This is a genomic window from Streptomyces sp. R41 (assembly GCF_041053055.1).
In the GTDB taxonomy this organism is placed as follows: Bacteria; Actinomycetota; Actinomycetes; order Streptomycetales; family Streptomycetaceae; genus Streptomyces.
Genome location: NZ_CP163443.1, coordinates 4,947,931 through 4,971,246 on the forward strand (window position 1 = coordinate 4,947,931; position 23,316 = coordinate 4,971,246).

General features: G+C 70.0%; 23 protein-coding genes and 2 pseudogenes. 14 read left to right on the forward strand and 11 right to left on the reverse strand.

Going from position 1 to position 23,316, the window contains the following annotated elements:
* Window positions 1-248 precede the first annotated feature (248 nt).
* The 3 genes from phoU to AB5J53_RS22650 all read left to right on the forward strand — a co-directional run bounded on the left by phoU (window position 249) and on the right by AB5J53_RS22650 (window position 1,634).
* On the forward strand, window positions 249-938 hold the full coding sequence (gene phoU / locus AB5J53_RS22640; protein WP_369247493.1) for a phosphate signaling complex protein PhoU: 690 nt from the start codon (window positions 249-251) through the stop codon (window positions 936-938).
* Between the two features lie 142 nt (window positions 939-1,080).
* A complete protein-coding gene (locus AB5J53_RS22645) occupies window positions 1,081-1,233 on the forward strand; it encodes a hypothetical protein (RefSeq protein ID WP_369247494.1) in 153 nt (50 codons plus the stop codon).
* 152 nt (window positions 1,234-1,385) lie between these two features.
* Entirely contained in the window at window positions 1,386-1,634 is a 249-nt protein-coding gene (locus tag AB5J53_RS22650; protein ID WP_369247495.1) for an SCO4226 family nickel-binding protein, read from the forward strand.
* A gap of 199 nt (window positions 1,635-1,833) precedes the next feature.
* Here AB5J53_RS22650 and AB5J53_RS22655 read toward each other — a convergent pair whose 3' ends face one another.
* Entirely contained in the window at window positions 1,834-2,325 is a 492-nt protein-coding gene (locus AB5J53_RS22655) for a cupin domain-containing protein (RefSeq protein ID WP_369247496.1), read from the reverse strand.
* A 463-nt stretch (window positions 2,326-2,788) separates the two neighbouring features.
* Between AB5J53_RS22655 and AB5J53_RS22660 the strand changes: the two genes are divergently transcribed.
* From AB5J53_RS22660 to AB5J53_RS22675, 4 genes and pseudogenes are all read left to right on the forward strand, one after another.
* Window positions 2,789-3,214, forward strand: a complete 426-nt coding sequence (locus tag AB5J53_RS22660) for a VOC family protein (RefSeq protein WP_369247497.1) — start codon at window positions 2,789-2,791, stop codon at window positions 3,212-3,214.
* Window positions 3,190-3,276: pseudogene (locus tag AB5J53_RS22665) on the forward strand (ATP-binding protein); the annotation flags it as partial. The gene AB5J53_RS22660 and the pseudogene AB5J53_RS22665, both read left to right, overlap by 25 nt.
* A gap of 137 nt (window positions 3,277-3,413) precedes the next feature.
* Window positions 3,414-4,436 (forward strand): DUF6215 domain-containing protein, encoded by a 1,023-nt coding sequence (locus AB5J53_RS22670; protein ID WP_369247498.1) that lies wholly within the window; start codon window positions 3,414-3,416, stop codon window positions 4,434-4,436.
* Between the two features lie 137 nt (window positions 4,437-4,573).
* Window positions 4,574-4,867 (forward strand): annotated as a pseudogene (locus AB5J53_RS22675) (hypothetical protein); the annotation flags it as partial.
* On the opposite strand, the gene AB5J53_RS22680 reads toward AB5J53_RS22675, so the two are convergent.
* Complete coding sequence (locus AB5J53_RS22680) at window positions 4,801-5,562, reverse strand: phosphoglyceromutase (RefSeq protein WP_369247499.1); 762 nt, start codon at window positions 5,560-5,562, stop codon at window positions 4,801-4,803. The pseudogene AB5J53_RS22675 and the gene AB5J53_RS22680 overlap by 67 nt on opposite strands.
* Window positions 5,563-5,756: 194 nt before the next feature.
* Here AB5J53_RS22680 and AB5J53_RS22685 point away from each other — a divergent pair, with 194 nt between their 5' ends.
* On the forward strand, window positions 5,757-7,055 hold the full coding sequence (locus tag AB5J53_RS22685) for an MDR family MFS transporter (protein ID WP_369247500.1): 1,299 nt from the start codon (window positions 5,757-5,759) through the stop codon (window positions 7,053-7,055).
* Window positions 7,056-7,067: 12 nt separating this feature from the next.
* On the opposite strand, the gene AB5J53_RS22690 is transcribed toward AB5J53_RS22685, so the two are convergent.
* Window positions 7,068-7,505 (reverse strand): DUF2000 family protein, encoded by a 438-nt coding sequence (locus AB5J53_RS22690; RefSeq protein ID WP_369247501.1) that lies wholly within the window; start codon window positions 7,503-7,505, stop codon window positions 7,068-7,070.
* Between the two features lie 49 nt (window positions 7,506-7,554).
* Between AB5J53_RS22690 and AB5J53_RS22695 the strand changes: the two genes are divergently transcribed.
* Window positions 7,555-8,367, forward strand: coding sequence for an AraC family transcriptional regulator (locus AB5J53_RS22695; RefSeq protein ID WP_369247502.1), 813 nt, complete (start codon window positions 7,555-7,557; stop codon window positions 8,365-8,367).
* Here AB5J53_RS22695 and AB5J53_RS22700 read toward each other — a convergent pair.
* The 3 genes from AB5J53_RS22700 to mshA form a co-directional block, all read right to left on the reverse strand.
* A complete protein-coding gene (locus AB5J53_RS22700) occupies window positions 8,346-10,064 on the reverse strand; it encodes a glycosyl hydrolase family 28-related protein (RefSeq protein ID WP_369252398.1) in 1,719 nt (572 codons plus the stop codon). The two genes, AB5J53_RS22695 and AB5J53_RS22700, sit on opposite strands and share 22 nt — an antisense overlap.
* Before the next feature lie 151 nt (window positions 10,065-10,215).
* Window positions 10,216-10,716: a YbjN domain-containing protein gene (locus AB5J53_RS22705; protein ID WP_369247503.1), complete on the reverse strand. Its 501-nt coding sequence runs from the start codon at window positions 10,714-10,716 to the stop codon at window positions 10,216-10,218.
* On the reverse strand, window positions 10,709-12,046 hold the full coding sequence (mshA, locus tag AB5J53_RS22710; protein WP_369247504.1) for a D-inositol-3-phosphate glycosyltransferase: 1,338 nt from the start codon (window positions 12,044-12,046) through the stop codon (window positions 10,709-10,711). Before mshA ends, AB5J53_RS22705 begins: the two co-directional genes overlap by 8 nt.
* 322 nt (window positions 12,047-12,368) lie before the next feature.
* On the opposite strand from mshA, the gene AB5J53_RS22715 reads away from it, so the two are divergent.
* The 3 genes from AB5J53_RS22715 (at window position 12,369) to AB5J53_RS22725 (ending at window position 16,123) form a co-directional block, all read left to right on the forward strand.
* On the forward strand, window positions 12,369-13,181 hold the full coding sequence (locus AB5J53_RS22715) for a class I SAM-dependent methyltransferase (protein WP_369247505.1): 813 nt from the start codon (window positions 12,369-12,371) through the stop codon (window positions 13,179-13,181).
* A 240-nt stretch (window positions 13,182-13,421) separates the two neighbouring features.
* Window positions 13,422-14,507: an NlpC/P60 family protein gene (locus AB5J53_RS22720; protein ID WP_369247506.1), complete on the forward strand. Its 1,086-nt coding sequence runs from the start codon at window positions 13,422-13,424 to the stop codon at window positions 14,505-14,507.
* A gap of 287 nt (window positions 14,508-14,794) precedes the next feature.
* On the forward strand, window positions 14,795-16,123 hold the full coding sequence (locus AB5J53_RS22725) for a PP2C family protein-serine/threonine phosphatase (protein ID WP_369247507.1): 1,329 nt from the start codon (window positions 14,795-14,797) through the stop codon (window positions 16,121-16,123).
* A 55-nt stretch (window positions 16,124-16,178) separates the two neighbouring features.
* On the opposite strand, the gene AB5J53_RS22730 is transcribed toward AB5J53_RS22725, so the two are convergent.
* The 3 genes from AB5J53_RS22730 to AB5J53_RS22740 all read right to left on the reverse strand — a co-directional run bounded on the left by AB5J53_RS22730 (window position 16,179) and on the right by AB5J53_RS22740 (window position 17,870).
* On the reverse strand, window positions 16,179-16,517 hold the full coding sequence (locus AB5J53_RS22730) for a DUF2516 family protein (protein WP_189186484.1): 339 nt from the start codon (window positions 16,515-16,517) through the stop codon (window positions 16,179-16,181).
* Window positions 16,518-16,644: 127 nt separating this feature from the next.
* Window positions 16,645-17,268: a hypothetical protein gene (locus tag AB5J53_RS22735; protein ID WP_369247508.1), complete on the reverse strand. Its 624-nt coding sequence runs from the start codon at window positions 17,266-17,268 to the stop codon at window positions 16,645-16,647.
* Window positions 17,269-17,357: 89 nt separating this feature from the next.
* Entirely contained in the window at window positions 17,358-17,870 is a 513-nt protein-coding gene (locus tag AB5J53_RS22740; protein ID WP_369247509.1) for a helix-turn-helix domain-containing protein, read from the reverse strand.
* Between the two features lie 212 nt (window positions 17,871-18,082).
* Here AB5J53_RS22740 and AB5J53_RS22745 point away from each other — a divergent pair, with 212 nt between their 5' ends.
* Entirely contained in the window at window positions 18,083-20,473 is a 2,391-nt protein-coding gene (locus tag AB5J53_RS22745; protein ID WP_369247510.1) for an ATP-binding cassette domain-containing protein, read from the forward strand.
* Between the two features lie 373 nt (window positions 20,474-20,846).
* Here the strand turns inward: AB5J53_RS22745 and AB5J53_RS22750 are convergent, their stop codons facing one another.
* Window positions 20,847-21,395, reverse strand: a complete 549-nt coding sequence (locus AB5J53_RS22750; protein ID WP_369247511.1) for a GNAT family N-acetyltransferase — start codon at window positions 21,393-21,395, stop codon at window positions 20,847-20,849.
* A 47-nt stretch (window positions 21,396-21,442) separates the two neighbouring features.
* Window positions 21,443-22,213 carry an SDR family oxidoreductase gene (locus AB5J53_RS22755; RefSeq protein WP_369247512.1) on the reverse strand — a complete coding sequence of 257 codons (771 nt, stop codon included), beginning with the start codon at window positions 22,211-22,213 and terminating at the stop codon, window positions 21,443-21,445.
* 107 nt (window positions 22,214-22,320) lie between these two features.
* Between AB5J53_RS22755 and AB5J53_RS22760 the strand changes: the two genes are divergently transcribed.
* Entirely contained in the window at window positions 22,321-23,208 is an 888-nt protein-coding gene (locus AB5J53_RS22760) for a sigma-70 family RNA polymerase sigma factor (protein WP_369247513.1), read from the forward strand.
* The last annotated feature ends 108 nt before the right edge of the window (window positions 23,209-23,316 follow it).

The following is a 23,316-nucleotide window of genomic DNA, read 5'->3' on the forward strand; positions in this document are numbered from 1 at the left end:
GTCACCGCTGGCCACAGCCATCCGAGTGCGACCTCGAACACTCGTCGCCCAGAGTTCACCTAGGAGCTAGGGGTGGTTCATTTGGGATGACGGAAACGGACGCGTACGGGCCGGAACGTGGGAGCGTGGGGTTCACGGGCCTGTCCGGAGCTCATGTCCGGTGGTCATGTCCAATGGTCCATGTCCAATGGTCATGGCGGGACCCGGCCCCCGGACCCCCGAAGCTGACGTAAGAGAGGGACAACCTGATGCGGGACGCGTACCACGAGGAACTGGACTCGATCGGCGAGGGCCTGGTCGAGATGGCCCGGCTTGTCGGGTCGGCGATCGGACGCGCCACGACGGCCATCCTCGACGGCGACCTGAAGCTGGCCGAGAGCGTCATCGCGGCCGACCAGAAGGTCGATGATCTTCAGCACGAACTGGAGGCCCGGGCGATAGCCCTGCTGGCGCGCCAGCAGCCGGTGGCGACGGACCTCCGTATCGTCGTCACCTCGCTCCGTATGTCCGCCGATCTGGAGCGCTCCGGCGACCTGGCCCAGCACGTCGCGAAGCTGGCCCGGCTGCGCTTCCCCGAGCGCGCGGTCCCGCACGACCTGCACGCCACGATCCTGGAGATGGGCCAGCTCGCCCAGCGCCTGATGGCCAAGGCGGCCGAGGTCGTCATCACCAAGGACGTCGACCTCGCCCTCCAGCTGGAGCAGGACGACGACGAGATGGACCTGCTGCACCGCACGCTCTTCCAGCACCTGCTGGACGACCGCTGGAAGCACGGCATCGAGACGGCCGTCGACGTCACCCTGCTCGGCCGCTACTACGAGCGCTTCGCCGACCACGCGGTGGCGGTCGCCAAGCGGGTCGTGTTCCTGGTGACGGGCGAGCACGCGGACGAGCTGCAGCCGGACATCCAGCCGGTGACGGGGGTGGAGGGGGCCTGACTCCCACTCCGGGGGGCGCGCGGAAGCCTCAGTGCGCCGAGTGTGCGCCGTTGCTGCGTCTGCCCCAGTGGGCATCAAATGGGCGACAGGAGCTGTGCGGTGCAGTGTGCCTCGCACACCTTCGTGCCTGAAGGAGGGACCCATGGCCGAATCCCCCAGCACGCCCGACCCGACGCAGGACCGCGACACCGAGCAGCCCGCCGACATCAAAGACCTCCCCTTGTTCGGCGCCTGCGGCTGCGGCTCCGGCTGCGGGTGCGGCTGCCAGTCCGGCAATCCTTGCCAGTGCGGCTGATCGCTTACGCGCACGCAGAAGGGCCCCGTCGTGATCACGGCGGGGCCCTTCTGCGTGCCGACCACCCAAGTTCGCCCCCGCCGCCGCACGAGCGCAGCATGGAGGGAGACGGAACAGGCGAGTGAGGCGACGCGGAAGGAGGTGGAGAGGCCATGACGCAGTTCATGGACGTCCACCACGGAATGGCGGGCATCACGGCCGACCAGCTGAAGCAGGCGCACAAGGCCGACCTCGCCATCGAGAAGGAAGAGGGCGTGCACTTCGAGCGGGCCTGGGCGGACCCGGAGTCCGGCACGGTGTACTGCCTCTCCGAGGCCCCCTCGGCCGAAGCGGTCCAACGCATCCACGAACGCACCGGCCACCCGGCGGACGAGGTCCATCCGGTGCCCCTGTCCATCTGACGGCTGCCGGCGCAGCGGGGGTACGGCCGCCCGCCGAGCGGCCCAGAACACGAGAGCCCCGCGCCCGCGGGAAGGCCACGGGTGCGGGGCTCCTTCTTTGCCCCGGGCAACGGAGCCGGCCGCGTCCTTGAGCACCCGAGCCGGCCGCGTCCCTGAGCACCGGAGCCAGTCGCGTCACCAACCTCTCCGGTCAGCACAGCTAGGGCCTGTTCGAGGGAACCTGGTGGGACCTGGTCTGGTGACGGCTGCGGAATTCGGCCAGCAGCTCGTCGGTCGCCTCGGCCCCGGCGCTCACGGCGGCGTGGACATCGCGGAAGTAGTTTTCGTAGCCGGCGGGGGTGTAGAGGCACAGGGCGCGTGCGGGGACCGGGCCCGCATTGCGGAAGCCGTGCGGGGTGCCGCGGGTGGCGGCGAGCAGATGTCCGGGGCCGGCCGTCACCTCGCCGTCTCCGGTGTGGAGCGTCAACTCGCCCTCGAGTACGTAGAAGTACTCGTCGTGTCCGTCGTGCACGTGCGGCCTGGCACCAATGGTGCCGGAGGCGAGGCTGAACTCCTCGAAGGCGAAGTGCCCGCCCGTGTGCTCGCCGGTGAGCCGGAAGAAGTGCGCGACACCGGCGACGTCTATGAGTTCACCGTCCTGGGGGCGGCGCAGCAGCGGACGGTCGGGAGTGCGGCCCTGATGATCAGTCATGGGGGCATTGTGGCCTGGAAGGAGTTGATGTCACCTGAATACGCACACAATGCGCTACAGCATCGAGCCCCCCACCAGCGGAGAACCGCGGGTAGGGGGCTTGATCGTGTGGGCTCACTTCTTCTTGCCCTGGGTCTGGCGGGCCCGTTTTGTGGCTCTGGTCAGCGGGGTGCGCACCCCAACTGACCTGCGGTTGGACGGTTGTTGGTGGTCGTCGTTGGTCGTTGTCGGAGGTCCCACAGAAGTTCCGGCTCGGGGCCCGTCGTGGCCTCCAGCGGCCGGGCCCGGCGAGCACCGTCGCCGTGAGTCGTTGGGCCGCTCACGTCAGCGGCTCTGATAGCGGATCGATGCGGGTTCCGAAATCCACCGATGAGTTCCGCGGGCTGGGCCTGTCTACCCCGGCGTACACCATCGAACCTCGGACTGGAGACCCACCATGACCACTCCCGCACACGCCGGCCGCATGCTGTTCGTGAACATCCCCGTGGCGGACATCGAGCGCAGCAAGGCGTTCTTCGCGCGGCTCGGGTTCAGCTACAACCCGATGTTCACCGACGAGACCGCCGCCTGCATGCTGGTCGGTGAGCAAGCCTCAGTCATGCTGCTCAGCCACGAGACGTTCGCGCGGTTCGCGAAGCTGCCGATGGCCGATCCCACCACGCACACGCTGGCGCTCTACTGCTTCAGCGTGTCAGCCCGCGATGAGGTTGACACGGTCGCTGAGGCTGCGCTCGCCGCGGGCGGCTCCGAGGCGGATGGCCCCGAGGACCACGGCTTCATGTGCTCACGCAGCTTCTTCGACCTCGACGGCCACGGCTGGCAGGTCATGTGGATGGATCCGTCGAGCACCTCGGACAGCCCGACTTCCTCCACGCCCGCGAGAACGTGATCCTGCTCGGCCCACCGGGCACCGGCAAGACCCACCTCGCCGTCGCGCTCGGGATCCGCGCCCGCCTCGCCGGACGGCGCACGCTTTTCGCGACCGCCACCCAATCACCCACGGCCTCTTGCTTCGGCTGGCCCTGCACGTGCCCGGAACTGTGGCTTCCATCATGGCGAATGTGATCTTGTCCTGATGAGATCGCCGGATGCTCGGTTTCCTCCTCCGTCTCCTGCCGTTCTGGGTCCGCGAGCCCCTGCTCATCGCGGTCGGGTCGGTTCTCGGCGTACGCATCATGTATCTCGCCGTCCGCGATCACGATCGGGTCGCGGCCGGTCTCGGCGTGGTGTTCCTCGTGTTCACCGCAATACGCGTCTACGTGGTGATCCGGGCCCTGCGCGCACGCCGGAACCCGAGTCCGGCAGCCTCCGCAGACGGGGCGGCAGTCGATGCTGCCGCCCAGCCCCAGGCCCAGGCCCAGCCCCAGCCCCAGGCCGGAGCCGGGCCGCGTCCCGGCCCGGACACCTCGGAGAAGGAGCACAACGCATGGGGCCAGGCCGTCGCGGCCGTGGCCGTGTTCGGGGCACTCGCGGCCGCGCTGTGGGTGGCCCCACGCTTCATGCCGTCCGACGACAACACCCCGCAGCCCGCCTCGTGTTCGGGCGGGGCGCACGAGGAGCTTCCGAAGGCCTACAAGGACACGCCCCGGCCTGTGACCGGTGAAGAGCTGTGCAAGGCGCTCAACCGGTCAGACCTGGCCAAGCTCCTTGGAACGCCTGGAGAGACCGCGACCACTGTTTCCAGCACCAACAACACCGCTCCTCTGACTGATGGGAAGGTCGCCCAACCGGAGGCCGAGGTCGCGTTCGACACGTACACCGTGAATGTCTCGGCCACTTACAACGAGCTGTCGACCGACCAGTACGTGAAGCTGATGAAGTTCGGGGATGAGAAGGACATCAAGACGCTTACGGTTCTCGGTCGGCCCGCGGTCCTCGCCTCGGATCACACCATGAAGCTCGAGATCAATCTCGGGAGTGGCGGATCCGGCGGACCGGTCGAAGAAGGCCCCCTGGCCAGGACGCTGACCGTGGCCCTGGACCGTAACGACCGAGGCGGCTACTGCGACATCACCGTGTGGAGCGCTTCCGGAGCTCTCCCGGACGACAGCGTTCTCCTCGACGTCGCCGAGAAGGTTCTTCCGAGGATCCCCGAACGACCTGTCCGGTGAGACGCCGAAAACATCTCGGCGAGAAGATCGGTCCAGTCGCGCCGTCGGCGACGGCATCAGTCTTGTGACGGGGTGCGTGCCGCAATCTCCTCGGCTCAGCGCCCGGCCGACGGCGAAGGGGCACTGCCGGTCCCCCCGGCGAGAGGATCAAGGCACTTGCCGAATACCTCGGACACTCCGACCCGGGGTTGACGCTGAAGGTGTACGCGCACCTCATGCCGAGCGGTCGGGACCGTGCCCGGGAAGCTCTCGGACACGCGCTCCGACCCCAGGATTCGGGGGCTGAGGGCCCAGAACGGTCCCAGGCCGTGAAAATGCCTCCCATCCGCGCCAATCGCGCAGATGGGAGGCATGATCGCGTTCTCTACTTCTTCTTGCCCTGGTTCTTGACCGCCTCGATGGCGGCCGCCGCGGCCTCCGGGTCGAGGTAGGTGCCGCCGGGGTTGAGGGGCTTGAAGTCGGCGTCCAGTTCGTAGGAGAGGGGGATGCCGGTGGGGATGTTCAGGCCCGCGATGTCGGCGTCGGAGATGCCGTCGAGGTGCTTGACCAGGGCCCGCAGCGAGTTGCCGTGGGCCGCGACCAGGACCGTGCGGCCGGCGAGGAGGTCGGGGACGATGCCGTCGTACCAGTACGGGAGCATGCGGACGACGACGTCCTTGAGGCACTCCGTGCGGGGGCGGAGCTCCGGCGGGATGGACGCGTAGCGCGGGTCGCCCGACTGGGAGAACTCCGTGCCGTCCTCGAGCGGCGGCGGCGGGGTGTCGTACGAGCGGCGCCACAGCATGAACTGCTCCTCGCCGAACTCGGCGAGGGTCTGCGCCTTGTCCTTGCCCTGGAGGGCACCGTAGTGCCGCTCGTTCAGACGCCAGCTGCGGTGGACCGGGATCCAGTGGCGGTCGGCGGCCTCGAGGGCGAGCTGCGCGGTGCGGATCGCGCGCTTCTGGAGCGAGGTGTGGACCACGTCGGGCAGCAGGCCGGCGTCTTTGAGCAGCTCACCGCCGCGGACTGCCTCCTTCTCGCCCTTCTCGTTGAGATTGACGTCCACCCAACCGGTGAACAGGTTCTTCGCGTTCCATTCGCTCTCGCCGTGGCGGAGGAGGATCAGCTTGTACGGTGCGTCGGCCATACGTCCGAGCGTAATGGAAGCCTTCGTCCCCTCGCGCGCCTGCCCGGAAGCCGGACACTCGCCTCCCTGGAGGGCGGTCAGTTGACGGCTTCTGTTAATTGAGTGGCTCCCCGACATCTCCGGCTCGTAAGTTGTGCTCACCGCCCGAGCCGCTTACATCTGTAAGACCGCAAGACATCCGTGGGGGACCAGCCATGCCATTCGCCGTCATGAGACGCGCCGCTCGAGAGACCGTCTCGGGGCTCCCCCGCGAGTTCTGGTGGCTGTGGACCAGCACCCTGGTCAACCGACTTGGTGCTTTTGTCGCTACTTTCATGGCTTTGTACCTCACGCTCGACCGCGGGTACTCCGCCTCGTACGCGGGTCTCGTGGCGTCCTTGCACGGCCTCGGCGGTGTCGTCTCCTCGCTCGGCGCCGGTGTGATGACCGACCGGCTCGGGCGGCGGCCCACCCTGCTCATCGCGCAGCTGTCGACGGCCGCCTCGGTCGCCCTGCTCGGCTTCATGCACGACCCGGTGGCGATCGCCGCGGTCGCCTTCCTGGTGGGTATGGCCTCGAACGCCTCGCGGCCGGCCGTGCAGGCGATGATGGCCGACATCGTCCGGCCCGAGGACCGCGTCCGCGCCTTCTCCCTCAACTACTGGGCCATCAACCTCGGCTTCGCCGTCTCCTCCATGGCGGCCGGCTTCATCGCCGAGTTCAGCTACCTCGCCGGGTTCCTCATCGAGGCCGGCATGACCCTCGTCTGCGCGTTCGTCGTCTTCGCGAAGCTGCCCGAGTCCAAGCCGGCCCTCACGGCCAAGGCCGCCTCCGAACCCGCCGTCGGCCTCGGCACCGTCCTGCGCGACGGCCGCTTCATGAGCGTCGTCGGGCTGTCCTTCCTCGTCGCCCTCGTCTTCCAGCAGGGGTCGGTCGGACTCCCGGTCGCGATGGGCGAGGCGGGCTTCACCCCGGCCGACTACGGCATGGCGATCGCCGTCAACGGCGTCCTCATCGTCGCGCTCCAGATCCCGGTCACCCGATTCATCGAGCACCGGGACCCGAGACGGCTGCTGGTCATTTCGTCGCTGCTCGCCGGATACGGCTTCGGGCTCACCGCCTTCGCCGGCTCGGTCGGCGTCTTCGCCCTCACCGTCTGCGTGTGGACACTGGCCGAGATCGTCAACGCGCCCACCCAGACGGGCCTGGTCGTCCGCCTCTCCCCCGTGCACGGCCGCGGCCGCTACCAGGGCATGTACACGCTGTCCTGGTCGCTCGCCGCACTCGTCGCACCTCTGATGTCCGGCCTGGTCATCGACCGGTTCGGGGCCGAGTGGCTGTGGGGGCTGTGCGCGGTGGTGGGCACTGCGGCGGGGCTCGGCTACGGGATGCTGATGCGGCGGCTTCCGGCGGAGGAGCCGGCGCCTGCCGCCGCGCCGACTTCCACCACCGTCTCCGCCACTACCCCGGCCTCCGCCTCCGCGAAGGCCGAGGTCGGCACCGCCACCCCCTAGCGATGCATCCGCCTAGGGATGCATCCGCGCCCCCTTCAGCACCTTGTCCACCGCGTTTCGCGGCCCGTACACCGCAAGCCCCACCAGATCCAGCTCCCCGGTCGGCACGGCCCGTACGGCCGCCCGGTTGTCACGGTCGTTGCCCGTGGCGAACAGGTCGGACGTGAAGACCGCGCGCGGCAGCGCCCGGGACAGTGCGCGGCCGTGCGCGGCGGTCAAGGTCTCCTTCGAGCCCTCGAAGATCAGCACCGGCTGGCGGAACATCGGAAGATACGGGGTGCCGTCGGCGTCCTCGTACGCCTCGCCGATCACCTCGGGAACCGTCGTCCCCAGGCCGCTCACGAGAAAAGCGGTCACATTGAGCCGTTGCCAGGGCTCCAGGTCGTCCCGCAGCAGGACGGCGATCTTGGTGTCGAAGCGGATGGGTTCAGGGGTCGACGAGGTGTTCATGCGTCGAGACTCCCGAACGCCGTACGACATCGTCTTGTACGTTCTTTGCATGGCCCCTCAGGTCCATCAGGCCCCTCAGCGGGAGATCACCGCGTGGCGCCCGCGCGTTCCGGGTGTCGTGGAGGTCTTCCACGCCCACTACACCGAGTACGCGTACCCCATGCACGTACACGAGGCGTGGACGCTGCTGATCGTCGACGACGGCGCCGTACGGTACGACCTCGACCGGCATGAGCACGGCACCCCGCACGACACGGTGTCGCTGCTGCCGCCGCACGTGCCGCACAACGGTTCGCCGGTCACCGAGCACGGCTTTCGCAAGCGGGTCCTGTATCTCGACCTGAGCCGGCTCGACGAGAGCCTCATCGGGCCCGCGGTGGACGGGCCCGATCTGGTGGATCCCGTACTGCGGCGCCGCGTCGGGCAGTTGCACACGGCGCTCGCGCACCCCGGGGACGAGCTGGAGGCCGAGAGCAGGCTGACGCTGATCGCCGAGCGGCTGCGCGGGCAGCTGCGGCCACGGCTCGTCGACGAGCCGCGACCCGACCGGCCGATCGCCCTCCGCCTGCGCGAACTCCTCGACGAACGCCTCGTCCAGGGCATCGCCCTCGACGAGGCGGCCGCGCTCGTGCACGCCCACCCCGCCCACCTGGTGCGGGCGTTCAGCGGCGCGTACGGCATCGCCCCGCACCAGTACCTGATGTCCCGCCGCGTCGACCGCGCCCGCCGGCTCCTCCTGGAGGGCGGGAGACCGGCCGAGGTGGCGACGGCGACCGGCTTCTACGACCAGCCCCATCTGACGCGCCACTTCAGGCGGTTGGTGGGGGTCTCCCCCGGTCGCTATCGCTCCAGCTCGCGCTGAGCGTCGTACAGATTGCGCGGGCGTACGACGTCCGTGGTCCCGTACAGCTCCAGTCGGGAGTGCAGGTCTCCGGTGAAGTCGGGTACGTCGATCTGGTCGAACTCGGTGACTTCGTTGACGCCGACGGTGGCGGAGTAGGGCGCGAGGCCGTCGATCTTCATCAGGCCCGCGCGGCCGTTGGTCACCCGGATGTTCCAGTGCGTGAACCGGGCGCCGAACAGCGGACCGGCGCTGGCGTCTCCGCCGTGCCGGCCGTTGTTGTCGACGGTGATGTCCGTGCGGACGTTGGCGAAGGGCATGCCCCGGTGGGAGTCGAACGTGCCCATCCGCATGTCGCCGCGCGACCAGACGTTGTAGGAGGACAGGCCCTCGACGTTGATGCCGTGGAGTTGGGTTCCGGCGGGGGCCGGCACCGTGCGCTGCTCGATCGTGAAGTCCTCGATGAGGTTGTCGTGCGAACCCTCGCGGCAGAAGTACGGGTGGTGCGAGCCGCGGCCCGCCACGCGCGTACGGCGCAGGGTGCAGGCGGAGGCGGCGACGAGCCCGAATCCGTTGTCCACATGGCGTACGACGATGTCGTCGGCCCAGCAGTCGTACGCGCACTGGAACACGACCCCGTTGTAGCCCTTGTCGAGGAGGTGCGGGGACTGGGGTGTCTCGACCGCCTCCAGGGTGACGCCCTCGACACCCGAGCCGGTCAACTCCCGTACGTGGGTGGTCAGGCGCGGGTCCCATTCGGGGCGTACATCGAGCGGGAGGGGGCGTTCGAGGGTGACCTTGCGGCCTCGGACGTGCGCGATGCGCACGGGCCACTCGTAGGGGACGTACGAGGTCAGTTTCGTCTTGTCGTCCCAGTAGTACGCCTCGGGGCCCGGGCCGCCGCCCGCCATGTGTTCCAGGAGCGTGTGGTCGGCGTCGTCGGCGAGGCGGAGGAGGACGAGCGCGCCGGGTCGCAGTTTCTCGGCGTCCGCGACCGTCACCGTCCAGGAGCCCTGGCGCGCGGGCGCGACCGTCGTCAGCGTCTCCCACTCGTCGCGCTTGTTGCCGGTCCAGCCCTCGAAGGGCCACGCCTTCGCCTTGATGGCGGTCGTCAGCGTCGCGAAACGGTCCGCCGGGCAGAGCCAGACGAGCCCGCCCGCCCAGGACCAGGACGACTTGTCGCCGCCGTAACGGGATCCGTAGACACCGATCAGCTCGGTGAGGTTCTTGGTCGCGTACAGCTTCGTACGGTCGCTGCCGGCGCCGCGCAGGACGACGTTCGAGTGCCCGATGCGGATCAGGTCGTCGATGCGGAAGGTGCCGGGCGGGATGAGAACCGTGCCACCGCCGGCCCTTCCGGCAGCAGCGATGGCACGGTTGATCGCGGGCGCGCAGTCCGTCGTTCCGTCGTCCGCCACGGCTCCGTAGTCGCGTACGTCGGCCACGACGGGGCGGCGGGGGAAGCGCGCCGCCCCGCCGCCGCGGCCGGACCTGCCGATGTACGGGATCTGCGGGTGGGTGAAGGGGGTGCGGGTGAACTCGCGCCAGAGGGCGGGGACTTGTCCCTGTTGTGCGGCTTGTGCGGGTGATGGAGATGATGCGGCTTGTGCGGGTGATGCGACGGCCGTCGTCGTTCCGCCGGTCACGGCGACGGCCGCCACGGCTGTGGCGCTGCCGAGCAGGCGCCGTCTGGTGATGCCCGTATGCCCGTTGCCCATCCCCGCACCCATGCCCGTGCTCATGCCCGTCCGCCTTCCATCGCTTTCCATGGATGTGAACGACGTTCAGATCTGCGTCGGCGGTGAGCATGCCACGGCGACCGCAGGCAGGGAAGGGGTCATGCAGCGGCTAATTACTAGGTGAAGGAGGTCAGTTGGAGGGACGCCGAGTCAGGTGAGTGAACGCGTCCAGATTGCGGGTCGACTCGCCGCGGGACACCCGCCAGTCGTACTCCTTGCGGATCGCCGAGGCGAAACCAAGCTCAAGGAGGGTGTTGAAAGAGCCGTCGGCGGCTTCCAGGACCGCGCCGAGCAGCCGGTCGATCTCGTCCGGCGCGACCGCGGCCAGCGGCAGCTTGCCGACCAGATACACGTCCCCGAGGGAATCGACCGCGTAACTGACCCCGTAGAGCTTGAGGTTGCGCTCCAGGAGCCAGCGGTGGACCGCTTCCTGGTTCTCGTCCGGGTGCCGGATCACGAACGCGTTCAGCGACAGCGAGTGCCTGCCGACGATCAGCGAGAGGGTCGTCGACAGCTTCCGGGTGCCGGGGAGCTTCACCACGTAGTTGCCGGGCTCAGGGCTTTCCCATTCGAGTTCGGCGTCCTTGAGGACCCCCTCGATGACCTGCGCCGCCCGCTGTACGTCAGCCATGGTGGGAGCGTACGCGACGCCGGTGGGCCTGCATCGCCGCCGTGTACACGTCCGCCGTCGCCGCGGCCGCGGTGTCCCAGCCGAAGCGCTCCGCATGGCACGCGGCGGCCGCGCCCATCCGGGCGGCCAGCTGCGTGTCGTCCGCGAAATCGCGCAGCACGCGCGCGTAGTCGACGGGACTGTGCCCGGGGACGAGGAAGCCGGTCTCCTGGTGGCGCACCGCCACCGGCAGCCCGCCGACCTCGGCCGCGAGCACCGGCGTACCCGCCGCCTGCGCCTCGATGGCGACCAGCCCGAAGGACTCGCTGTACGAGGGCATGACCAGCACCGACGCCGCCCGGAACCAGTCCGCGAGCTGCTCCTGCCCGACGGGCGGCCGGAAACGCACGACATCGGCGATGCCGAGCCGCGCGGCGAGCTTCTGCAGCCCTTCGGGCTTGGCGAGACCGCTGCCGCTGGGACCGCCCACTACAGGGACGACGATGTTGCCGCGCAGCTCGGGACGCTCGTCGAGCAGGACGGCGACCGCGCGCAGCAGCACATCGGGGGCCTTCAGGGGCTGAATGCGGCCGGCGAAGAGGGGGATCAGGGCGTCCTGCGGGAGCCCGAGGCGGGCACGGGCGGCGGCGCGGCCGTCGGCCGGGCGGAAGCGGTCCAGGTTCACGCCCGGGTGGACGACGGCGACCTTGCCGGGGTCGGCCTCGTAGTGGCGTACGAGCTCGTCGGCCTCCTCCGCGGTGTTCGCGATGAGGCGGTCGGCGGCGCGCACGATCTGGGTCTCGCCGATGACGCGGGCGGCGGGCTCGGGGGTGTCGCCCTCGGCGAGCGCGGCGTTCTTGACCTTGGCCATGGTGTGCATCGCGTGCACCAGGGGCGCGCCCCAGCGCTCGGCCGCGAGCCAGCCGACGTGACCGGAGAGCCAGTAGTGCGAGTGCACGAGGTCGTAGTAGCCGGGTCGGTGGCCGGCCCAGGCCTGCATGACGCCGTGCGTGAAGGCGCACAGCTGGGCGGGCAGGTCCTCCTTGGCGAGGCCCTCGTAGGGGCCCGCGTCGACGTGCCGGACGAGGACGCCGGGGGCGAGCTCGACGGTCGGCGGGAGGGCGGCCGTGGTGGCCCGGGTGAAGATCTCGACCTCGATGTTGATCGCGGCGAGGCGTTGGGCGAGCTCCACGATGTAGACGTTCATGCCGCCCGCGTCGCCCGTGCCGGGCTGGTGCAGCGGTGAGGTGTGCACGGAGAGCATCGCGACGCGACGGGGCCTGCGGTGCAGCCTGAGCCTTGCGGACGCCGCCGGGGAGCGTCGCCCGAGCCTGCTGACGTACTGGCTCACGTGGCGTTCCTCCTTGCTGCGGGCATGCCGGTCGGAGGACGCACTGCGCCCTCCGAGAGGGGCAACGCCGGAGGGCGCCGCTCCATTTCCTCTTTGCCGAATCATTACTGGGGGTCGCTCAACCGTTCGAGGGTGGGGCGGGTTGCGCTCCGACTGCGGGCGAGTGGGGGCTTGTCAGGAGCGCGGGGAACTGCGCGATCTTTCAGCGGGGGGGGGCTGGGGCGGCAGCCCCCAGGGACGGGCAGGGGCGGAGAGGGCGAAGAAACCCCGGCCTCGGCACCGGCGCGGGGTGCACCCCAAGCCGGCGCATACCCTCGTACGTATGACAGCCCGCGCAGCGTCCCGCCCCGTGGGAACCGTGACGCGCGGGACCACCAACCCCAACCGCCTGCGCCGCATGGACCGCTGGATAGCGGCGACACACGGCGCCGAACTGCGCCGCACCCCTGCCCCCGTGGCGGTCGACCTCGGCTACGGCGCGGCCCCCTGGACGGCGCTGGAGCTGCTGACACGGCTGCGCACCGCCGCCCCCCGCACCCACGTGGTGGGCGTCGAGATCGACCCGGCCCGGGTCGCCGCCGCTCGCCCGTACCAGCGCGACGGTCTCGTCTTCCGCCACGGCGGCTTCGAGGTACCGGTGCAGGGCAGCCCCGCCCTCATACGCGCGGCCAACGTGCTGCGCCAGTACGACGAGGACCAGGTCGCCGAGGTCTGGCAGCGCCTGCGCACACGCCTCGCGCCGGCGGGCCCGGGCTCCCGGGGCGGCCTGCTCGTCGAGGGCACGTGTGACGAGATCGGCCGCCGGCACGTCTGGGTCGCCCTCGGCCCGGAGGGCCCCCGCACGGTCACCTTCGCCACCCGCCTCGGCTCCCTGGACCGCCCCTCCGACCTCGCCGAACGCCTGCCGAAGGCCCTCATCCACCGCAATGTCCCGGGCGAGCCGGTGCACGCCTTCCTGCGCGATTTCGACCGCGCCTGGGCGGCCGCCGCGCCCTACGCCTCGTACGGCGCCCGGCAGCGCTGGATCCGCACGGTCCGCGACCTGACGGCCGACTGGCCGGTCGCGGACGGGGTGACGCGCTGGCGGCAGGGCGAAGTGACGGTGCGCTGGGAGGCGTTGGCGCCACGCCTGTGACCGCGGATCGACGAACACGATCGGCCCAGGCGGCCTGACCTGCGGGGAACGATCTCCGTGACTGGTTCGTCACACAGGCGGGAGATCGTCTTGTGGAACTGGGGGCAGTGGGCGGAGGGCGGGGAGTTGGGCCGAGGGAGGGGAGTTCCTTGCCCACCTCTGTCGCATTGCGCGTCGACATGGCACGATCCCCCAGGCGTCCGTAAGTTACTGACGGTAAATCAGTTTGGGGGCGAAGTAATGGGATCCGGCAAGCGGAGCCTGACCACGGCGGCCATGGCCCTGGCCTGCGCATGCGTCTGCGCCGTGCTCGCGACACCCGGCGTGGCGTACGCGAGCCCGACACCGACACCGACCCGGACCGCCACCACGACACCAACGCCGGTGAGCAACAAGGACCTTGACGCGGTCCGCAAGAAGCTGGACAAGCTCTATCACGCGGCGGCGGTGGCCACGGACGCGTACAACGCCGCGGAGGAGAAGGCCCAGAAGCAGTCCGCCGAGATCGTCGATCTCGCCCGCGAGATCGTCAAGGGCCAGGCGAAGCTGGACAAGTTGAAGGACCGCGCGGGCGCCGCGGCCCGTGCGCAGTACCGGGGCGGCGGGCTGCCGCCCGAGGCGCAGTTGTGGCTGAGCGACGACCCGCAGGAGTTCCTGGACGGCGCGGGACGGGTGCGGCAGGGCGAGCACGCGACCAAGGGGCTGCTCGCCGAGATGACGCGGACACAGCAGGACTTGCAGCAGTACGCGAAGGACGCCGCCGCCCAGTGGAAGAAGCTGGAGGCTGGCCGCAAGACCAAGGCCGAGGCCAAGAAGAAGATCAAGGAGCGGATCGCCGCCGCCGAGAAGCTGGAGTCCCAGCTGGAGAAGGAAGAGAAGGAGCGGCTGGCGAAGCTGGAGGAGGAGGCCGCCTACCAGGCGCAGACGACCTGGCTGAGCTCCGGCATCCTCGCCGAGATCAACGGCAAGGCGTCAAAGCAGGGCAAGAAGGCCGTGAAGTACGCGACCCACCAGATCGGCAAGCCGTACGTATGGGGAGCGGAGGGCCCGGGGTCGTACGACTGCTCGGGGCTGACCTCCCAGGCCTGGGCGTCCGCGGGACACGGCATTCCCCGCACCTCGCAGGAGCAGTGGAAGCAGCTCACCCACGTCGACATCAAGGACATGCGCCCCGGCGACCTGATCATCTACTTCGACGACGCCAGCCATGTCGGGATGTACGTGGGCGACGGCGCGATCGTGCACGCACCCCGGCCCGGGCGGACGGTGACGATCACGGGTGCGGGTTCGATGCCGATTCTGGGGGTCGTACGGCCGGACGCGTGACGCCTCACGTGTGACCCCGCGGCGGCGCACCCCGCGTGACCTGCCCCACGTGAGCCATCACACGGTTGCCCTCCCCGCGCAACCCCAGGGACGTGACGTTCGTCATTCCGGAGGGAACCGCATCCTGTCCAAGTGCGGTACAGGATGCGGCATATGACGGTGGCCGTTTGCCGGACGCCGTGCCGCACACCATTCCGTTGCGGCACCGGCTGACGCTATGGTCCCCGTCGGTGGGTCGAGGACCTTCGACCCACCACGCCCTCGGGGGGAGGGAAGGAACCCAGACGATGCCCGTACCCGTACCGCGGCAGAGAGCGATCCCGGCCGTGGAAAGTGGTCAGGCTCAAGCCGCGTTCTCACCCGGCGGGCCATCCGGAGACTCGACCGGCGGCCCCGCCGGGACAGTGCCGGCGCCCCGCGCCTCGACCCCTGTCGCCAGCACCACCAACCTGACCCTGCTGGTCATCGAGGACGACCCGGCGGGTTCGCTCAGCGTGCCCGAGATGCTCGACGCGGCCGGCAAGCCGATCCGTATCCGTACCGCCCGCAACCTCACCGAGGCCGAGCGGCTGCTGACCGACGACGTCCACTGCATCCTGCTCGACCTCGCGCTGCCCGCGCCCGGCCGGGCCACCGGCAGCGAGGACGAGCTGGCCACGCTCAAGCACGTGCTGCGGCTCGCGCCCCGGCACGCCGTCCTCGCGCTCACCGCGTCCGGGGACGCCGAGCGCGGCGCGGAGGCGGTGCGCGTCGGCGCCCAGGACTACCTCTTCCGCGACGAGCTGGACGGCCGGCTGCTGAGCCGCGCGATCCGGTACGCGGTGGAGAGGAAACGTTCCGACACGGCCGAGCGACGGCTCACGGAGTCGAAGCTGCGCGCCCAGGAGAACGCGCGCCTGGAGCGCGGCCTGCTGCCGACCCCGCTCCTGGAGGGCTCCCCTCTGCGCTTCGCCGCGCGCTACCGCCCGGGCCGCTCCCGTGCCCTGCTCGGTGGCGACTTCTACGACACCGTCCGTACGCCCGACGGCACCGTGCACGCGATGATCGGCGACGTCTGCGGGCACGGGCCCGACGAGGCGGCGCTCGGCGTGGAGCTGCGCATCGCCTGGCGCGCGCTGACGTTCGCCGGCCTGTGCGGCGACGAACTGCTCTCGACGCTTCAGCAGGTCCTGGAGCACGAGCGCGAGAACGACGAGATCTTCGCGACGGTCTGCACGGTGGACATAGCACCGGACGGCCGCCGCGCCGGGCTCTGCCTGGCCGGCCACCCGTCACCGCTGATAGCCCGCCCGGGCCGGCCCGCCGAACTGCTGCCGTACGACAACAACGGCCCGGCACTCGGCCTGCTGCCGCACGCCCGCTGGCCGCGCATGCAGGTGGAGCTGGGCGCCGCCTGGAGCCTGATGCTCTACACCGACGGTCTGATCGAGGGCCACATCGGCGAGGGCAAGGAGCGACTCGGCCAGGACGGCATGGTGGACCTGGTCCGCCGCCAGCTGGCTCAGGGTCTGCAGGGCGAGGAACTGCTGCGCGCGACGGTGAGCGAGGTGCGCGAGCTCAACGGCGGGGAGCTGGCGGACGACGTGGCGGTGCTGTTGCTGGACCGGACGCCGTAAGCGCCGTACGCGTCAGGGCTTGTCGGCCTTGGCGGCCTTGCTGCCCTTGTTGGTCTTAACGTCCGCCGTTGTAGGGGCCGTACGGGCCGTCGCTGCTGCTTCCGCCGCGGCGGCCGCGGCCGCCGCCGGAGACCTGGCGGAGGGCGGGGCGGACGTCGACGAAGAAGACGATCGTGGCGATCAGGCCCGCGATCTGCAGGAAGAGCATCGGCACCAGGAGATTCACGGCCACCGTGATGCCCAGGATGATCAGCCAGAACATCTTGTTCTGCTTGTCGGCCGCGCGATAGGCGTCCTCGCGGGCCACCGCGGCCATCACCAGTGCCACCACGGCGAGCACCAGCATGGCTGTGAAGATCAGCCACATGAGGCCGCCGAATGCCGTCATCAGCACAATGCCCACCGCCCGAGTCGAGTCGTCTCTATGGCCACCGTACCCGGAGAACGGGCCGGGAACTCTGAGAGTGCCCGGCCCGTCTCTGTGAGGTGAAGTGGTCCTGCTGCTTCTTCCCGCCGAGGACTTACTTCGCGGGCGGAGTCGTCTTCTTGGCCGTCGTCTTGCGGGCCGGGGCCTTCTTGGCGACGGGCTTCTTCGCCGGGGCCTCCGCGGCGGCGGCCGCGGCCGGCTTCTCCTCGTCCTTGACCTCGACCGGCTCGGCCTTCGGCTCGACGGCCGCGGCCAGCTCCTCGATCTCGTCGGCGGCCTCGCCGCGCCAGGTCTTCACGGTCTGCTCGCCGTGCTCGGCGACCTTCTCGTACGTCTCCCGGGCCTTGACGGCGTACTCGGCGGCGACGCCGACACCTCGCAGGGCGAAGTCCTGAGCGGACTCACCGAGCTTCTTCAGGTCGGTGTCGAGGGTGCTGCCGAACTTCTTGATGTCCGCGTCGAGGGTGCTGATGAACTCCGTCACCTTGGCCTGGAGGGTCTCCTGCGCCTCCTTGGCGCGGGCAGTGGCCTTCTCCTGGACGGCGTTCGGGTCGATGTTCTTGACGGTCTCGATGCGGGCCGGGGCCTCGGCGCGGATCTGCTCCACGATGCCGGGGACCTTCTTGGCCTGCTGGACGGCCAGGTCGGCGGTGCCGGCGAGGAAGTAGAGCGGGGTCGGGTCCGTGGCGGCCTTGCGGATGTCGTCGGTGATGGCCATGGCGATGGTCCTCCCGTATTCGCTTTCGTCTGAGGGTTTTGGTGATCCGCGGTGTGACCGCGCGGTCTGCGTTTTTGCGGCGGTGCTGGTCAACTGGCGGTCTGCTGCGGATCGGCATCGCTGCCGTCGGCCGTGCGGGGGCCGCGGACGGCGGTGTCCTTCGGGTGCTCGGCATCCGGTATGTCCTGAGCCGTGCGTACGTCGGTGCCGTGCACCTCGGTGTTGTGAACGTCCTCGCTCGCCTGGGCGATCTCGAACCCGTTCTCCTTGCGGAAGGACTCGTAGATCTGGAGCAGCACCTGCTTCTGCCGCTCGTTCAGCGTGGGATCGGCGAGGATGACGGCGCGCGTCTCCACCTCGTCCCGGTCCCGCTCGGCGTCGAGGATGCCGGCCCGCACGTACAGCGTCTCGGCGGAGATCCGCAGCGCCTTGGCGACCTGCTGCAACACCTCCGCGCTCGGCTTGCGCAGCCCGCGCTCGATCTGGCTCAGATACGGATTGGACACCCCGGCGGCGTCGGCGAGCTGCCGCAGTGACAGCTGCGCGTTGCGCCGCTGTTCCCGCAGATACTCACCAAGATTGCCGACGTTGAGCGATGCCATGCCCCTACCTTGCAGCACCCCCGCTAACAATTGCAAGCACCCGCTTGCAAAAGTGCGCCACGCCACGCGGCGGCCGTAGGAGAACCAGCCCAAGCGAAGGAGAACCGGCCGAAGCCAAGGGCAACCAGACGTACGCTCGAAGCCGGTCGGATCGAGCCAGGCGACGCCGACGGAGACCGCGAAGGCGGCCCCGCCCAACAGATGGAGACACGATGAGCATGGCCATGAGGACGGACACGCAGTCGCCTGCGCCGCACGCTGCCGACAGCCACGATCTGATCCGCGTGCACGGCGCGCGCGTGAACAACCTCAAGGACGTCAGCATCGAGATCCCGAAGCGCCGGCTGACGGTGTTCACCGGGGTGTCCGGCTCGGGCAAGAGCTCGCTGGTGTTCGACACGATCGCCGCGGAGTCGCAGCGGCTGATCAACGAGACCTACAGCGCCTTCGTGCAGGGCTTCATGCCGACGCTCGCCCGTCCCGAGGTCGACATCCTCGACGGGCTGACGACCGCGATCAGCGTCGACCAGGAGCGGATGGGCGCCAACGCCCGCTCCACCGTCGGCACCGTCACGGACGCCAGCGCGATGCTGCGCATTTTGTTCAGCAGGCTCGGGAAGCCGCACATCGGCCCGCCCAACGCGTACTCGTTCAACGTCCCCTCGGTGAAGGCCAGCGGTGCGATCACCGTCGAGCGCGGCGGCAAGACGAAGGCCGAGAAGGCCACTTTCAACCGTCTCGGCGGCATGTGCCCCCGCTGTGAGGGCATGGGCTCGGTCACCGATTTCGACCTGTCGGCTCTGTACGACGACAGCTTGTCGCTCAACGAGGGCGCGCTCACGATCCCCGGCTACAGCATGGACGGCTGGTACGGCCGCATCTTCCGAGGCTGCGGCTTCTTCGCCCCGGACAAGCCGATCCGCAGGTTCACCAAGAAGGAGCTGCACGACCTGCTCCACAAGGAACCGACCAAGATCAAGGTCGACGGGATCAACCTGACGTACGAGGGGCTGATCCCGAAGATCCAGAAGTCGTTCCTGTCCAAGGAAGTCGACGCGCTGCAACCGCACATCCGCGCCTTCGTGGAGCGGGCGGTGACGTTCTCGACCTGTCCCGAGTGCGACGGCACCCGCCTCAGCAAGGAGGCCCGGTCGTCGAAGATCAACGGGAAGAACATCGCCGACGTCTGCTCGATGCAGATCAACGACCTGACCGACTGGGTCCGGGGCCTCGACGAGCCGTCGGTGGAGCCCCTGCTGGCCGCGCTGGGGCACACGCTCGACTCGTTCGTCGAGATCGGGCTCGGCTACCTCAGCCTCGACCGGCCGTCCGGCACGCTCTCGGGCGGCGAGGCGCAGCGCACCAAGATGATCCGCCACCTCGGGTCGTCGCTCACCGACGTCACCTACGTCTTCGACGAGCCGACGATCGGGCTGCACCCCCACGACATCCAGCGGATGAACGACCTGCTGCTGCAGCTTCGCGACAAGGGCAACACCGTGCTGGTCGTGGAACACAAGCCGGAGGCGATCGCGATCGCCGACCACGTCGTCGACCTCGGCCCGCGCGCCGGCACCGAGGGCGGCGAGGTGGTGTTCGAGGGCACCGTCGAGGGGCTGCGGGCCAGTGACACGCTCACCGGGCGGCACCTGGACGACCGGGCCTCCTTGAAGCCCTCGGTGCGGACACGGTCGGGAGTGCTGGAGGTGCGCGGCGCCGGCGCGAACAATCTGCGGGACGTCGACGTCGACATCCCGCTCGGCGTGCTGGCCGTCATCACCGGCGTCGCAGGGTCGGGAAAGAGCTCCCTGATCAACGGCTCGGTGTCCGGGCGGGACGGGGTGGTGTCGGTCGACCAGACCTCGATCCGCGGCTCGCGACGGAGCAACCCGGCGACGTACACCGGACTGCTCGACCCGATCCGCAAGGCGTTCGCGAAGGCCAACGGCGTGAAGCCGGCGCTGTTCAGCGCCAACTCCGAGGGCGCGTGCCCCACCTGCAACGGCGCCGGCGTCATCTACACCGACCTGGCGATGATGGCGGGCGTCGCCACCACCTGCGAGGAGTGCGAGGGGAAGCGGTTCCAGGCATCGGTGCTGGACTACCACCTGGGCGGCCGCGACATCAGCGAGGTGCTCGCGATGTCGGTGACCGAGGCCGAGGAGTTCTTCGGCGCCGGCGAGGCGCGCACGCCGGCCGCGCACCGCATCCTCGACCGGCTCGCCGACGTCGGGCTCGGCTACCTCAGCCTCGGCCAGCCGCTCACCACGCTGTCCGGCGGCGAGCGGCAGCGGCTCAAGCTGGCCACCCACATGGCGGAGAAGGGCGGCGTCTACGTCCTCGACGAGCCGACCGCCGGCCTCCACCTCGCCGACGTCGAGCAGTTGCTCGGCCTGCTCGACCGGCTCGTCGACTCCGGCAAGTCGGTCATCGTCATCGAGCACCACCAGGCGGTCATGGCGCACGCCGACTGGATCATCGACCTCGGCCCCGGCGCCGGCCACGACGGCGGCCGAATCGTCTTCGAGGGCACACCCACCGACCTCGTCGCCGCCCGCTCCACCCTCACCGGCGAGCACCTCGCGGCCTACGTCGGCACCTGACCGAGGCCCTCGCGGACACCGTGAGACGAAGTCGCTGTGCGCCGCGCGCACAGCGACTTCGCCGTGCGGCTGTGCGGCGCCCGCCATGATCGCGCCTGCCAGGGTCGGCGCGCTCACCCGCTGCTCCCGGTCGTCGCCGCCCGCCATGTCGGCGAGCCAGGGCGGCGCCGCGAAAGCTCGCCGAATGGACACTGCCCTGGTGGCACGGGGCCGACCACAGGTCGTTCCGGAGTGTGGGGGCCGGTTCCGCGGCGATGCGGTCCAAGAGCGCCGGGATGTCCTCCGCGGAGCCGCGCGCGTGGCCGAGTCGCGACCAATCCGTCATGCGCGCACCCAACCACCCGTGGTTGGGACGCTGTTGCGGCTCAGCTTCTCAACGGCCGGCCGTCCACTCCTCCCTGAGCAGGCCGAACAGCACCCTGTCGTGCCACTCGTCCCCCACCCGCACACTGGCCCGCCGTCGGCCCTCCTCGACGAAACCGGCGGCGCGGAAGGCACGGAGGGCGCGTTCGTTGCCGCTCCAGGTGTCCAGGTCGACGCGGTGCAGGCGGAGGGGGCCGAAGAGGTGGGCGAGGAGGAGGTGAAGGGCCTCGGAGCCGTAGCCGCCGCCCCAGTGGTCGCGTTCGCCGATGGTGATGCCGACCGTCGCGCAGCCGGTGAACGGGTCGAGGTCGCGGTAGTCGACCATGCCGACCGCGCGGCCGTCGGCCAGGTCCTCCACGGTGAACGTGGCCTGCACGCGCGGGTCGTCGCGCAGCCGGGCCTCGTAGAAGTGGGCCACGGCCTCGCGGCTGACCGGGCCGAAGAGCGGGTCGCCGCCGGTCGCCCAGTGCACCACCTCCGGGTCGTTGCGCCAGCGCACATGCGCGTCCAGGTCGTCTGCGCGCAGCGCCCGCAGCCGTACCAACTTGCCTTCGATCATGGGGTGATCATATGAATCCTGAGGACCGGTTCCACTGAGCCGCAGCCCTAGCCCACCCGCTCCGCCAGGAAGTCCTCCCACGTCCGCTTGCCGATCTCCGCGCCGTCGAGCGTCAGGTTGTCGCCCGCGCGGTAGGCGCGCCCCGCCTTGCCGGGGATGCGGATTGGCATCATCGGGCGGCGCTTGCCGCGGGCCTTGAGGTAGCCGCGGGCCAGGTCGTCGAGACCGTAGACCTTGGGGCCCGCGAGGTCGGGCACCAGGCCGGCGGGGCTGCCGAGGGTGAGTTCCGCGATGCGGGCCGCGACGTCGCGCGCGTCGACCGGCTGAAGGCGCAGGCCGCCCGGGACCGGGAAGACCGGCATTTTCGCCATCGTCCGCACCATCTTCAGCGTCAGTTCGTGGAATTGGGCGGCCCGCAGCGTCGTCCACGGCACCCCCGATTCGGCGATGGCCCGCTCGGCGTCCAGCTTGGACCTGAGCCAGGCCAGCGGGACCCGGTCCGCCCCGATGACCGAGATGTACACGAGGTGCCGTACGCCCGCGGACTTGGCGGCCCGCACCAGGTTCCGCGTCGCGATGTCGTCGCCCTTGGGACCGCCCGCGAGGTGCAGGACGGTGTCGACCCCGGCCAACGCGGCTTCGAGGCCCTCGCCCTTGAGCAGGTCGACCGCCACGTACTCGACGCCGCCGACAGCCGCGCGGGCGTGCCGGCTCAGTACCCGTACGTCGCGGCCGGCCTCCCGCAGCAGCGGGACGACGAGGCTCCCGAGCGTGCCTGTGCCGCCGGTGACCAGGATGGTTGACGGGGTGGACGTCATGACTGCTCCCATGGTGGTGGGGACCGGACCTGCGAAAATCCCTGTCCCCTCAGCGGGTTCTCGGTGTTCTACTTCTCTGACACCCCGCGAGGAAGGAATGTGACACGGTGGGCGAGAGCGCATGGCTGGCGGAGCGTTTCGAGGAGCACCGGACGCATCTGCGGGCGGTGGCCTACCGGATGCTCGGCTCGGTGAGCGAAGCCGATGACGCGCTCCAGGAAGCCTGGCTGCGGGCCGGCCGCGTCGACACCGACGACGTCGAGAACCTCGCCGGGTGGCTGACCACGATCGTGGCGCGGGTGTGCCTGAACATGCTGCGCACCCGCGAGCGGCAGCGCGAGGAACCCCTCGACGTACGGCTCACCGATCCGGCCGTCGGCCCGGAGGACGGTGGCGACCCCGAGGAGGAAGCGGTCCTCGCCGACTCGGTCGGTGTCGCGCTGCTGGTGGTCCTGGACATGCTCTCCCCGGCCGAGCGGCTCGCCTTCGTCCTGCACGACATGTTCACCGTGCCCTTCGACGAGATCGGCCCGATGCTCGATCGTTCCCCGGCCGCGGTGCGACAACTCGCGAGCCGCGCCCGCCGCCGCGTCAAGGGCGCCTCACCTCTGCCCGAGGCCGACCTCACCCGCCGACGCCGGGTCGTCGAAGCCTTCCTGGCCGCCACCCGAGGCGGAAACCTCGACGCGCTGGTCGCCCTCCTCCACCCGGACGTCGTCCTGCACGCCGACAAGTCCGTCATCCCCACCCCGGAACCGGTCGTCGTCAGCGGTGCGATCACCGTCGCCAAGAGCGCCATGGCCGCCACCGGCCGCGCCCGCTTCACCGGCCTCGCCCTCCTCGACGGAACGGTCGGCCTGGCCATGGCCCCCCTCGGCCGCCTCCGCGTGGTCCTCACTTTCACCGTCACGGACGACGACCGGATCACCGGGATCGACGTCATCGCCGAGCCGGACCGCCTCGGCGAACTGGAAGTCGCCGCGCTGGATGCCTGAAAACATGCAGGAAGACCTGCCCGAAATCGCTCGGGCAAGGAATACCGCATTGCATTAAGGCCGTACCTGGCATTAGCGTTGCGCCCATGACTGCCGGGTCGGCCTTGT

What these genes read in the sequence shown, in the direction of transcription:
- phoU (WP_369247493.1), top strand. Translation starts at nt 249, where the DNA reads ATGCGGGACGCGTACCACGAGGAACTGGACTCGATCGGCGAGGGCCTG.
- AB5J53_RS22645 (WP_369247494.1), top strand. Translation starts at nt 1,081, where the DNA reads ATGGCCGAATCCCCCAGCACGCCCGACCCGACGCAGGACCGCGACACC.
- AB5J53_RS22650 (WP_369247495.1), top strand. Translation starts at nt 1,386, where the DNA reads ATGACGCAGTTCATGGACGTCCACCACGGAATGGCGGGCATCACGGCC.
- AB5J53_RS22655 (WP_369247496.1), bottom strand. Translation starts at nt 2,325, where the DNA reads ATGACTGATCATCAGGGCCGCACTCCCGACCGTCCGCTGCTGCGCCGC.
- AB5J53_RS22660 (WP_369247497.1), top strand. Translation starts at nt 2,789, where the DNA reads ATGCTGTTCGTGAACATCCCCGTGGCGGACATCGAGCGCAGCAAGGCG.
- AB5J53_RS22670 (WP_369247498.1), top strand. Translation starts at nt 3,414, where the DNA reads ATGCTCGGTTTCCTCCTCCGTCTCCTGCCGTTCTGGGTCCGCGAGCCC.
- AB5J53_RS22680 (WP_369247499.1), bottom strand. Translation starts at nt 5,562, where the DNA reads ATGGCCGACGCACCGTACAAGCTGATCCTCCTCCGCCACGGCGAGAGC.
- AB5J53_RS22685 (WP_369247500.1), top strand. Translation starts at nt 5,757, where the DNA reads ATGCCATTCGCCGTCATGAGACGCGCCGCTCGAGAGACCGTCTCGGGG.
- AB5J53_RS22690 (WP_369247501.1), bottom strand. Translation starts at nt 7,505, where the DNA reads ATGAACACCTCGTCGACCCCTGAACCCATCCGCTTCGACACCAAGATC.
- AB5J53_RS22695 (WP_369247502.1), top strand. Translation starts at nt 7,555, where the DNA reads ATGGCCCCTCAGGTCCATCAGGCCCCTCAGCGGGAGATCACCGCGTGG.
- AB5J53_RS22700 (WP_369252398.1), bottom strand. Translation starts at nt 10,064, where the DNA reads ATGGGCAACGGGCATACGGGCATCACCAGACGGCGCCTGCTCGGCAGC.
- AB5J53_RS22705 (WP_369247503.1), bottom strand. Translation starts at nt 10,716, where the DNA reads ATGGCTGACGTACAGCGGGCGGCGCAGGTCATCGAGGGGGTCCTCAAG.
- AB5J53_RS22715 (WP_369247505.1), top strand. Translation starts at nt 12,369, where the DNA reads ATGACAGCCCGCGCAGCGTCCCGCCCCGTGGGAACCGTGACGCGCGGG.
- AB5J53_RS22720 (WP_369247506.1), top strand. Translation starts at nt 13,422, where the DNA reads ATGGGATCCGGCAAGCGGAGCCTGACCACGGCGGCCATGGCCCTGGCC.
- AB5J53_RS22725 (WP_369247507.1), top strand. Translation starts at nt 14,795, where the DNA reads ATGCCCGTACCCGTACCGCGGCAGAGAGCGATCCCGGCCGTGGAAAGT.
- AB5J53_RS22735 (WP_369247508.1), bottom strand. Translation starts at nt 17,268, where the DNA reads ATGGCCATCACCGACGACATCCGCAAGGCCGCCACGGACCCGACCCCG.
- AB5J53_RS22740 (WP_369247509.1), bottom strand. Translation starts at nt 17,870, where the DNA reads ATGGCATCGCTCAACGTCGGCAATCTTGGTGAGTATCTGCGGGAACAG.
- AB5J53_RS22745 (WP_369247510.1), top strand. Translation starts at nt 18,083, where the DNA reads ATGAGCATGGCCATGAGGACGGACACGCAGTCGCCTGCGCCGCACGCT.
- AB5J53_RS22750 (WP_369247511.1), bottom strand. Translation starts at nt 21,395, where the DNA reads ATGATCGAAGGCAAGTTGGTACGGCTGCGGGCGCTGCGCGCAGACGAC.
- AB5J53_RS22755 (WP_369247512.1), bottom strand. Translation starts at nt 22,213, where the DNA reads ATGACGTCCACCCCGTCAACCATCCTGGTCACCGGCGGCACAGGCACG.